Genomic DNA, 11867 nt, shown 5'->3' with positions numbered 1-11867 from the left:
CTTATTACTCCAACACAATAACTATTCTCTTCTTATGCTACCTTATCTTAAGTGTAAGTATAGATGCAATAACAAGTAATATTGTTATGATCCAGAATCTTACAGCTATCTTGCTTTCATGAAAACCCTTCTTCTGATAATGGTGGTGCAGCGGGCTCATTAGGAATATCCTTCTACCCTCGCCATATTTTTTCTTGGTGTACTTGAAATAACTTACCTGCAATACCACGCTTAAATTTTCTACGAGAAAGATGCCACAGAAAATAGGTATCAATAATTCTTTGCGTACAATGATTGCGAGTGATGCAATGATGCCCCCAAGTGCAAGGCTTCCTGTATCGCCCATAAAAACCTGCGCAGGGTAAGCATTGTACCACAGGAAGCCCACACAACCACCGGTAAATGCGCCTACAAAAATCGAGAGCTCACCAAGGTTTGGTATGTACATTACATTCAGGTAATCTGCGAAAATGTAGTTACCGCTTACATACACGAATATGCCCAAACCTGCGCCAATAAAGGCACTCACGCCTGCTGCCAGCCCATCTAACCCATCGGTAAGATTTGCACCATTGGATACTGCAGTTATGATAAACGTGACGATGATGATGTAAACGATCCATGTATAAGCCTCTGCACCCGGCCCAAGCCAGCTAACGAGTTGTGCATAATTGAATTCATGGTTTTTTACAAATGGAATGGTAGTAATAGGTGTGTGTACACGTACAAATTTTCGCTCCTCTCCATTAATGTTTCTTACAATAACATTTGTATCGCTTGCAACCCTTGCGCCTGTTGTAATAGACGTTACAGTACTGTCTTCAATTACTTCACGCTCCATTACAACAGACTCGTTGAAATACAATGTGGCGCCAATGATGATACCGAGCCCTATTTGCCCGATGATCTTTGATATACCCGCAAGCCCGTCGCTGTCTTTCTTTTTATATGCTTCGCCTGCTTCTTTCGCTTTCTTCCTGGCTTTTATTTTAAAGTAATCATCCAGAAAACCGATAACACCAAGCCATACCGTGCAAAGCAGCATGAGACGTACATAAACTTTTTCGAGGTCTGCAAACAACAGTGTAGGAATAATGATTGCCATAAGGATAATAATACCGCCCATGGTTGGCGTACCCTTTTTCTCTGTTTGCCCTGCAAGCCCGAGGTCTCTTACTGATTCACCAATCTGCTTACGTTTTAAGAAATTGATCATACGCTTACCATAAATGGTAGCAATGAGCAATGACAATACTACTGCCATGGCAGCCCTGAAGCTGATATACGAGAAGAGGTTTGCACCGCTTAGGTGGAACTCTTTAGACAACCATGTGAACAGGTAGTATAACATAAATCGTTGTGCTTTGTAAGTGTTGCATACCGTATAAGCATACACGGTTGCTTTTTACCCTTACTATTTTTCTAATAAGTCGAACATTTGTTTTAAAGTTTCTTTATCATCAAAGTCTATATATGCGCCGTTGATGATCTGGTATTTTTCGTGGCCCTTTCCTGCAAGCAGAATGATGTCTTCTTTATTGGCAATACTTACTGCTGTTTTAATTGCTTCTCTCCTGTCTGCGATGGATAAAGATTTTCTTCTTGCTGCACTGTTCAAACCAGCTTCCATATCTCTCAATATTTCAGCAGGATCTTCACTCCGGGGATTATCGCTGGTAAAGATTGCACGGTCGCTGTAGTCGCAGGCTATTTGTGCCATCACGGGTCTTTTTGTTTTATCTCTCTCACCTCCGCAGCCAACAACTGTAATTACCTGCTCATATCCTTTTTTCAGCTTTTTGATTGTGGCCAGCACATTCTCCAGCGCATCAGGCGTATGCGCATAATCAACAATACCGATAATGTTGTGCGTATTGCTGATGATATAATCAAACCGGCCTTCTGCACCGCTAAGCATACTGAGTATGCGCAGCACTTCTTCACTGTGCTCACCCAAACACATGGCAGCACCGTACACTGCTAAAAGATTGTAGGCATTAAATTCGCCGATCAACCTGAAATGCACTTCTTTATCATTTACCGTCATTACTAAACCACTCAGTGCATTTTCTAAAATCTTCCCTTTATACTCGGCAATGGTTTTTAAACTGTAGTAGTATTTTTTTGCAGCAGTATTCTGCAGCATTACCGTACCACGCTTATCATCCAGGTTAGAAATAGCAAATGCGTCGCTGCCTAATCCATCAAAGAACTTTTTCTTGGCTTTTATATATGCTTCAAATGTTTTATGATAATCGAGGTGGTCATGCGTAATGTTGCTAAACAATGCGCCTGCGAAACTCAAACCTGCTATCCTGTTTTGCTCTATTGCATGGCTGCTGCATTCCATAAACACATGGGAGCAATTTTCTTCTGCCATTTGATTGAGCAACGCGTTAAGACTGATTGCATCGGGTGTTGTATGGGTGGCAGGTATAATTTTATCAACAATCTTATTCTCTACCGTGCTTACGAGGCCACACCGGTAGCCGAGCTCTGAAAACAGTTTGAAAAGCACGGTGGCAATGGTTGTTTTTCCATTAGTGCCCGTAACTCCAACCAGCCTGAATTTGAGTGAAGGTTCATCATAGAAGTTATGTGCCATATAACCGGCCGCTTCTGATGTGTTGGCTGATTGAATGTAAGTAATGCCCTCTGCGAGAAACGAAGGCATTACTTCGCAAACAATCGCCGAACTACCCAATCCAATTGCTTTGTCAATGTAATCATGCCCGTCAACCTTTTCCCCTTTGATAGCAATAAATACAGAACCCGTGGAAACTTTTCTTGAATCGATCTGAATATCTTTCACCGGTATATCCGTTGCACCGTTTACCGATTGCATCCTAACCTTATATAATATATCCTGTAGTTTCTTCAATGCTTTATGTTAACACCCTGCAGGCAAGGAATTGTGATTAAATTTTTTACAGATCGCTTTACAATACCGGATCAGCCGTACTGATCTATTATTAATTTAACTGTATACTTATTTTTTGCCCGTTGTTAATGGCCAGCCCTGCATTAAGGGATTGATAGGTAACCCGTCCCTTGCCCTGTACATTTACTTTCAGCCCGATATGCTCGCACAGCAACACCGCATCTTTGAGCGTCATACCGGAAAGCTGTGGCATAACATTTTTATTGATGTACTGCCCTTTCACTACAGGTCTCTCTTCACTTTTGGTGACTATTGCATACTGCGCTTTTACCGAAGCAGAGTCTTTGAAATTCATTTTGAGCGTACGCATTACTGTCTTTACATCTTTAACATTACCGGCATATGCATAAGTGATACTATCATTTCTTCCGGCACTGGCATACTGCATTTTATTGTTTACAAACATTGGATACAGCCTGTCTGCTATTTCTTTGAACACAGGTGCAGATAACTGCCCGCCATAATGATATAATGCATGCGGTTTTGTCTTTACAACAACGATACATGTATACTGTGGGTCTTCTGCCGGAAAATAACCTACAAATGAAGCCTGGTAAACCCCATCGGTATACTTGTATGTTCCATCTGCAACGTGTGCAGTTCCCGTTTTACCAGCTACTGTATACGGCGCATCTTTGAAGATGCCCTTTGCCGTGCCTTCCGTAACAACAGCTTTCATACACTCCTGTGCGTCTTTAACCACTTTCGGTTCCACAATCTGCCCGCTTATTACCGTAGGTTCTATTTGCCTGTAAACCATACCATCACTTTCTATACTGCTTACGAGGTAAGGCTTCAGCATTTTTCCATCGTTGGCAATTGCATTGTATAGTGTGAGCGTTTGCATTGGTGTAACCTGTAAAGCATAACCAAAACTCATTGTGATCATGGCATGCAGCCCTTCCGTATTTTTTTTGACCCTGGTGATATGTGGCTTCTCCTCTCCTTTAAGATCGAGACCGGTGATCGTATCCATTTTAAGTTTGTGCAGGTAACTCCTGAATTTATCAGGCTGTGCCGCAAAAGTGTTGTATGCTATTTCGCTCATGCCCACGTTTGAGCTGTGTGCAAAACATTCTCTTACTGTCATTACCGGCTTTGGTGCACGCTCTGCGTCATTTACATTTCTTACACCCACAACAGCATGACCGGCGGTGCCCACATTTACCATATTGTTGATCGATGTTTTACCCTCACTCAATACCGCAAGCAATGTTGCAAGCTTTATAGTTGAACCGGGTTCCGTAGCACGCAAAGCGTAGTTGTAATCTTCCCAGTAAGAACCATCTGCTTTACGACCAAGGTTTGCAATGGCTTTTATCTGCCCCGTCTTTGTTTCCATTACCACGCATGTACCATATTGCGATTCACTCTCCACCAGTTTTTTCATTAAAGCATTCTCTGCTATTTCCTGTATGCGGGTATCGATCGTGGTAACAATATCTTTCCCGTTTTCCGGCTCAATCTCGTTTTCGCTGTTTACAGGAACGGCTACACCACCTGCTATAAAACGAACCAGCCGTTTGCCTTCTTCACCCCTTAGCACAGTATCGTAAGCCTGCTCTAACCCTATCTTCTGCGCATTTTGTCTTTCCAGGCCAATTGTTCTATAGCCCATTAACTGGTAAGGGTTTAACCTGATGCTTCTTGTTTCTGCAATAAAGCCGCTGGTATTTTTACCCAGCCTTACCAACGGGAATTGCCTTAACTGGTAGTAATCCCGGAAGCTTACTTTTCTTTTGAGCAGGAAGTACCGGTCTTTCTTTTTATACCCTGTTGTAAGAATTTTTTTGTACGCAGTTTCTGACCTGTCTTTGAACAGTGTTGCCAGGCAATAACTCAACGAATCAATATTTTTATGAAAGGCTTCTCCGTTTTTTGCGCGCAAACCATCTGCCCCAAAGTCTACATAGATATCAAACTGGGGAACGCTGGTGCTTAGCATTTGCCTGTCTGCACTGTAAATCGTTCCCCTGTCTGCCGCGATGCTTTGCATTTTCAAATGCAGGCTATCACTCATGCCTCTCCATGCATCTCCCTGCACCTGTTGTATGTAAAATGCTTTTACAAAAATGGCAGCACACACTACTACGATGGCTATGTATGCCACGTATACCCTCCATAGTATGTCGCGTTTTACTTCCATTTACATTTCTTTTTCGAGGTTAGCAACCTCTTTACATGGTGCCTCAATGGTTATATGCTATGTTGGTTTTTCGTTTATCTACTTTGCTGATTTCCCGGGAACAGTAAGTTTCATTGGCTGCTCTGAGGAAATCTTTAAACCAAGTGGCGTGGCGGCCTGGACAACTTCCGTTTCCCGGCTTTTAAAAATGGCTTCACTCTTTAAACTCTTGTATTCGTATTGTAATTCTTTTACTTCTTTGGCTGTTTTATTAATATCCCTGATCGTATTATCTGCCATATGCCCATTGGCTATGTAGATAACTGCAAGCAGTGAGAGAAACAAAAAGAATACGAGGTTTTTTAAAATCCACCCGTACCCTATCCACCTGCTGAACAGTTTCTTTGGTTTCGCTGTATGTTGTTTTTCTTCTTTCAATTCTTTTTATTTAAGCTACAAGACAAGGTTCTGAAGCATAAGGCGCGAAAGCGTAATCTTCATTTCGATCTTCGCACTGCTGCGTAAAGATTCATACGTACAAGAGTGCGACGCAACGATGTTTCATGCCTGCACTGCAGCCGGGCTCATCATTTTCTTCCTAACGCTTATGGCTTATTGCCAATCATTGCACCAGGAGCAACGAACCTTATTCCTGAACCTTGCTATGTTTTTTCTGCTATTCTAAGTTTTGCACTTCTGGCCCGTGGGTTTCTTTTCAATTCTTCATCAGACGCTGTTACCGGTTTTTTGGTAATGACCTTTAACAACACTTCTTTTTCTGTTTGTACGAACGGATTATCCGGAGCTTCTTCGAAACTGCCTTGCTTAAAGAAATTTTTGACTATTCTATCTTCAATGGAGTGAAAGGTTATGATTGCGGCCCGACCACCTTTATTTAATACCTGCGGTATTTGTTCCAGCATTTCTTTTAGCGCACCCATTTCATCATTTACCTCTATTCTTAGCGCCTGGAATACCTGTGCAAGGTATTTGTTGGGATTGCCTTTTACTACGGGTTGCAGCAATGCCCTGAAATCGCTGATCGTTTTTAGGGATGCCTGTTTACGATGTTGCACAACATGCTTTGCCAATGTTTTGGAATTGGTCACTTCTCCATACTGCTCAAACAGTTTATGCAACTGTGCTTCCGGATAAGTTAACAGTATATGCGCCGCGGTTAGCTGTGTGCGGCGGTCCATACGCATATCGAGCGGACCATCGAAACGGGTAGAAAAACCACGCTCACCTTCATCGAACTGGTGGCTGCTTACGCCAAGATCGGCGAGCACGCCATCAACTTTTGGAAATTTATGCAGGCGCAAAAAGCGCTGCAGGTGCCTGAAATTTTGTGCAACAAAAACCACACGCTTGTCTGCGGGCAGGTTTTGCTGTGCATCAGCATCCTGGTCGAAAGCGATGAGCGTTCCACGCTCATTTAGCTGTTCCAGTATACCGCGACTGTGGCCACCACCTCCAAAAGTGCAGTCAACATAAACCCCATCCGGTCGTATGTTAAGTGCGTTAAGGCATTCGAAAAATAAAACGGGAACGTGGTACCCCGAACCTGATGCCGCATTTTTAGATTCTTCATTCATCACTTTTTGTTTTAGTGAAAAAACAATGCATCATTACAGGGAAAAACCTCCGCCACCCATTACATCTTCTGCCAGGTTGCTAAAGTCTTCTGACGAAAATTCTTCAAAGAACTGTTTATACTTACCTGCATCCCATATTGCTATTTTATCGAGGCTGCAGGCCAGTACAATGTCTTTTACAAGACCTGCATGCTCTTTTAAAGATGGCGGCAACAACATTCTGCCGGCACTATCCAACTCTACCTCTGTAGCGCCACCTAAAAACAAAAGCTTGAAACGACGTACCTTGGGGTCAAAATCATTCAACTTGTTCAGTTTTTCGACAATACCTTCCCATGTTTTAAGTGGGTACAGGTTGAGGCACTTTTCAAAACCGCGACTGATTACAAGGCGGGATTCTCCTTCGGGCAATTGCTTTTTTATGCCGCCCGGAAGGAGGAACCGACCTTTAGAGTCGACCGTTGCCTCATATTCGCCAAGAAAACCAGTCATTTATGCATTATTGAATGAAATTTCCATTATTTGACACAAAATAACACTTTTTCCCACAGAGTGACCAAAATTTTTGTTTTGGAATTTATGCACACGTGCCATACCCCTGAAAGCTACACCTGCATTGGATTTGAGTAGTTTTTTTGCAAAAACCGGCTGCGTTTAGTGTGAATAACTGTGGATAAGCTGTGAATATTGATTTTTATAGCTGCTGCTGCCGCGAAACAGCGCCTGCCCAGGCTACCGGGGCCGGGTTTATTCTTAGATATTTGTTAAGCACTTTACTAATTTGTACCTATTACTTAAGTTTGGACGAATTATTAAACCTGCAACCTTAAACGATGAATACGTCGGGACTTATTAGTATCGCTATTTTACTGGTGACTTTTCTTGTGTCTTCAAAAGGCTTTAAAGACACTGCCTTTTATAGCCGCTACAATTTTGTGGTAGACAACATATTGCTGTATAAAGACTACAAACGCATTCTTACCTCGGGCTTTTTGCACGTAAACTGGATGCACCTGATCTTTAATATGATCACCTTGTATTTTTTTAGCGGAGCCATACAATCCATCCTGGGAGCGCTGGCTTTTTTGGTCATCTACCTCGTAGGTATAGTCGGGGGCAATCTTTTATCGTTGCTCATTCATAAAAATGCAGGCGATTACAGTGCGGTGGGCTCTTCGGGCGGTGTTAATGCCATCATTTTCGCTACAATTGCACTCGTTCCGGGCATGACAATCCTGTTCTTCATTCCCGCATGGCTCTTTGGGATCATTTATGTAGGGTACTCAATCTATGCCATCAGATCGCACTCGGATAATGTGGGGCATGATGCACATCTTGGTGGTGGTATTGCCGGCATGCTGGTGGCCATTCTTTTTCAACCATCCGCTTTTGCAGATAACTACCTGCCCATTTTACTCATTGCCGTACCCGCAATTGTTTTTATTTATATTATCGCTACCAGGCCGGGTTTCCTGCTGGTAGACAGTTTTTTTTACAAAAAGAACCATCAGTATTCAGCAGATCATCAATACAATTACGAACGTAAACAAAAGCAGGATGAACTGGATGAGTTGCTGGACAAGATCAACAGGCGTGGTATAAAAAGCCTTTCAGCAAAGGAAAAACAACGTTTGAAAGAATTATCAAAGTAATACCAGCTGTAGTACTTATGGCATCATCGTTGCGTCGCAATCCTTTCATCTTCCTGTTATAAAGCATCAGCGATGCACTAAATAAAAGCTTGTGAAAAACTATATCATTATTTTATTCCTGTCAGCGTTTGTTTTGTTTGCCTGTAGCGAATCTGAAGAGTATAAACCCAAAAAGAGTAAAGGTATACCGGCAGCATTCCAGGAAAGGTCTGTAGATGTAAGCGGTTTAAAAAAGAAAGATACCGATCTTATTGAAGTGCTGTACAAAGAAATATTGGATAAAGATCCGGGTCTGCAACAGTTAGAAAAAGAAATTACGCAGCTCAATGACCACAAAGATGATTCGTTGAAAAACTTTGCTTCCTACGATAAAAATAACATAGACTATTACAGTATTTATGAACAGCACTTAAGCAACATCAAAGATTCTGTGCTGAAAAAAAGCATGAAGATCTTACTTGACAGCAGCACCCTCAGGTATAAAAAAAAGATAGCCGCGCAAAGAGCTGTGTACGATAGTGCCAACACCAGGTATAACATGCTGGCAGACCTGCACTGGCTGCTGAAACTCTCAAAAACACTGGAAGTAATGGAGCGTTACCAGGATAACAATATCCCGGATACACTTACACTAAACAACAGCATTAACCAGTTAAACAATACTATAGACCGAACAGATTCCCTGGTAAAACTGCGTGATATAAAACAGCCCCGGTGATTTGTTCTGCCGGGGGGATGAATGGTGAATGGTCAATGGTGAATGGTGAATGGTCAATGGTGAATGGTGAGACGTGAAACGTGAGATATTCTGATTCAATCAACGTAACTGCTATCTTACATTGTACTGATGCAACCACCAGTGCAGAAGCCACAGTAGTGCAAAAGCTTTAGCACTGCAAAAGAACAGGCAACTACTTAGCAGACGCAAATCACTGTCTGCAACAAAGCATATCTATTGCAGCAAAAAAGGCAGCTGTTGAAACGCAGCAAGGTCGGGCTCTTGCTGCGTAAAAGACCAGCCGTACAAGAGTGCGACGCAACGATGCTTCATGCATGTGCTACCGCCGGGCTCATTACTTTACTCTGCTTTCTTTTTATTCATTATTTCAAAGTGACGGGTGATGGTTTCTCCTGTCTCATCTACCACTGTAAGCGTATGCATACCCGGCGGAGGATCTACCGCCACCTGGTGAAAGCTGGTAGTGGTTGTTAGAAAAGCATCGTCAAGATGCCAAAAGAGTTTTGCTTTATTGCTGCGGTGTGTTGCAGTGAAAACTGTCTTTCCACGTGCACCGGAAATTTCAAACGGCACATAAATCTTTGCATATTCTTCGGGATAAATTATATCGAAAGGTTTTACATTTTCATTATTGCAACCGGGCATGAATGGGGGCAATGCTTGGTAACCGGTATGATGTTGCCTGTAATAATACTCAGCAGTGGGCGGCAATACAAACCAAGGAACATGCTGCATGGCTGCGGGAGAAACACAGTTTTCAGTAACGCGGAATTTTCCCGAAGGATCGAGATGTACCATGCGGTGGTATGGACATTGTGCTGCCTTTGCTGTATTTGCAGGCACCAATACTGTATCTACATCCGGGCAATCTGCACCTGCTTTATAGCCAGACTGGTGGCAGACGGAAATATACGAGATGTTGTATACCGGTGGCTCAAACCATTTTGACGCCGGCAATAACCGGAATATATCAAACATAACCGGCGCTGCAGTATTGATGCCGGTAAGACCGGGCCTGCCTTCTCCTGTTGTATTACCTACCCAAACCACTACGCAATATGCGGGGGTAAAACCAATGGCCCAGCCATCCCTAAAACCGAAGCTGGTACCGGTTTTCCAGGCAATGCGCTGCGCTGATGAAAACAACCCCCAGAGTCCTTCTTCGCCCGGCCGCATTACTTCATTCATGGCATTGAATGTATGCCAGAGGGCTGTGTAATCAAACAGTGCTGTATTGGCATTTTGTGTTGCGGGATCGATGTCTTTCTCCTTTTCAGTTGTGTAAGAAGGCATAAACCAATCGGCCTGGTTCCATTTACCTTTATTGCTGCGTTGATGGTTATACATTCTTGCCATACTGCTGTAAACGCCGGCCAGTTCAAACGGTGATATTTCGCAGCCACCAAGTATTAAACTCATACCATAATAATCTGCGGGTTTGTTTAGCGTGGTAAAACCGCACCGTTTAAGTACATCATAAAAGCGCTGGTACCTGTATTGCATAAGCATTCTTACGGCAGGTATGTTTAAACTTCTTGCCAGGGCGCGGTTTGCAGGAACAGCACCGTCATAACCAAGATCGAAATTTTCCGGCATGTAACCACCAACCTGTGTTGGCACATCTAATACCAGTTGCTTTGGCAACATTGATCCTTCTGTTAAGAGCGATGCATAAAGTAAGGGTTTAAGTGTACTGCCGGGGCTGCGCCTGGAAGCCAGTACATCTACACTGCTTTGCAACGTGGAGTCTGCAGGCAGGTAAACATTGCCCGTATAGGCAAGTATTTTCCCGGTTTCTACTGCCACCACCATTGCTGCAGCATTGTTTACCTGGTTGCCTTTTAATTGCCAGTGATGTTGCAGGATTATGTTGTTTACCTGCTGCTGAAGCGCCCCTTGTATGGTAGAATGGGCATAAGTACGTTTGTCCTGCTGTATGTTGGCTGCATAATCTTTTTTGAACCTTTCCAGCAGGTGTGGTGTAAGCTGTGGTAATGGTTTTGGGGCGCCGGGCAATGGCTCCAGCTTTGCAAGCCCGCCTGTAGAAGCGTCTATTACCTTGTTAGCGATGAGTTTGTCAAGCAACTGGTTTCGTTTACGCAATAATGCATCCCTGTTTTTCCCGGGGTGTACCAATGATGGCGCATTGGGCAACACCGCCAGTGCGGCAGTCTCACCCCAGCTCAGGGAGGCAGGACTTCTTCCAAAATAGCGCCATGCTGCAGCGTCGAGGCCTACCACGTTGCTACCAAAAGGCGCATTGGATGCATACAGGGCAAGAATTTGATTTTTATTGTACGAAAATTCCAGTCTTACTGCCAGCAAGGTTTCGTTTAATTTATTCCAGGCTGACCGCGTGGCGTTTTGCTCATGCATTCGTGCTACCTGCATTGTTAATGTGCTGCCACCACTTATAACAGCACCGCTTTTTATATTTTGTATAATGGCCCTGCTCATGGCGAGCGGATCTATGCCTGGATGATAAAAAAACCTGCTGTCTTCAAATGCAACAATGCACTGCACAAATTTTGCGGGAATACTGTCATTGTAAGGAAAACGCCATTGTCCATCCGCAGCTATTGAAGCATTGAGCAGTTGATTGTCCTTGTCGGTGATGACAAAACTTGTAGGTGTGGTAAACAGTCTTGCAGGAAGTAGCAGCCAGAACCAGGCAAGAAAACAAATAACCAACAACCACTTAACCAGCGGTAGCCTTACTATGTGCAGTATTTGACTGATAAAAAGATTTTTTGCTTCTAAAATCCGAAATATTTGCAAGGTTTCAACAATTGGTCAACAGCCGCAAAAGAAATTA

At 43.2% G+C, this 11867-nt stretch carries 9 protein-coding genes; 2 read left to right on the top strand and 7 right to left on the bottom strand.

What is annotated here, in order from left to right; translation table 11 throughout:
* Nucleotides 1-37 precede the first annotated feature (37 nt).
* The 6 genes from mraY to mraZ form a co-directional block, all read right to left on the bottom strand.
* Nucleotides 38-1351, bottom strand: coding sequence for a phospho-N-acetylmuramoyl-pentapeptide-transferase (gene mraY, locus I5907_RS09345; RefSeq protein WP_196990444.1), 1314 nt, complete (start codon nt 1349-1351; stop codon nt 38-40).
* 63 nt (nt 1352-1414) lie between these two features.
* A complete protein-coding gene (locus tag I5907_RS09340) occupies nt 1415-2881 on the bottom strand; it encodes a UDP-N-acetylmuramoyl-L-alanyl-D-glutamate--2,6-diaminopimelate ligase (RefSeq protein WP_196990443.1) in 1467 nt (488 codons plus the stop codon).
* Between the two features lie 91 nt (nt 2882-2972).
* Nucleotides 2973-5087 (bottom strand): penicillin-binding protein, encoded by a 2115-nt coding sequence (locus I5907_RS09335; RefSeq protein WP_196990442.1) that lies wholly within the window; start codon nt 5085-5087, stop codon nt 2973-2975.
* A 78-nt stretch (nt 5088-5165) separates the two neighbouring features.
* Nucleotides 5166-5504, bottom strand: a complete 339-nt coding sequence (locus I5907_RS09330) for an FtsL-like putative cell division protein (protein WP_196990441.1) — start codon at nt 5502-5504, stop codon at nt 5166-5168.
* A 224-nt stretch (nt 5505-5728) separates the two neighbouring features.
* On the bottom strand, nt 5729-6661 hold the full coding sequence (gene rsmH, locus I5907_RS09325) for a 16S rRNA (cytosine(1402)-N(4))-methyltransferase RsmH (protein ID WP_196990440.1): 933 nt from the start codon (nt 6659-6661) through the stop codon (nt 5729-5731).
* A gap of 33 nt (nt 6662-6694) precedes the next feature.
* The gene (mraZ, locus tag I5907_RS09320; protein WP_196990439.1) at nt 6695-7153 is read right to left on the bottom strand and encodes a division/cell wall cluster transcriptional repressor MraZ; all 459 of its coding nucleotides are present in this window, start codon (nt 7151-7153) and stop codon (nt 6695-6697) included.
* A gap of 341 nt (nt 7154-7494) precedes the next feature.
* Here mraZ and I5907_RS09315 point away from each other — a divergent pair, with 341 nt between their 5' ends.
* Together I5907_RS09315 and I5907_RS09310 are read left to right on the top strand one after the other, a co-directional pair.
* Nucleotides 7495-8313, top strand: a complete 819-nt coding sequence (locus tag I5907_RS09315) for a rhomboid family intramembrane serine protease (protein WP_196990438.1) — start codon at nt 7495-7497, stop codon at nt 8311-8313.
* 91 nt (nt 8314-8404) lie between these two features.
* Complete coding sequence (locus I5907_RS09310; RefSeq protein ID WP_196990437.1) at nt 8405-9031, top strand: hypothetical protein; 627 nt, start codon at nt 8405-8407, stop codon at nt 9029-9031.
* Between the two features lie 360 nt (nt 9032-9391).
* On the opposite strand, the gene pbpC is transcribed toward I5907_RS09310, so the two are convergent.
* Nucleotides 9392-11830, bottom strand: coding sequence for a penicillin-binding protein 1C (gene pbpC, locus I5907_RS09305; protein WP_196990436.1), 2439 nt, complete (start codon nt 11828-11830; stop codon nt 9392-9394).
* Nucleotides 11831-11867: the final 37 nt, after the last annotated feature.

This window comes from Panacibacter microcysteis (genome assembly GCF_015831355.1).
Classification (GTDB): Bacteria; Bacteroidota; Bacteroidia; order Chitinophagales; family Chitinophagaceae; genus Panacibacter; species Panacibacter microcysteis.
This window is presented reverse-complemented; position numbering and strand designations above follow the sequence as displayed.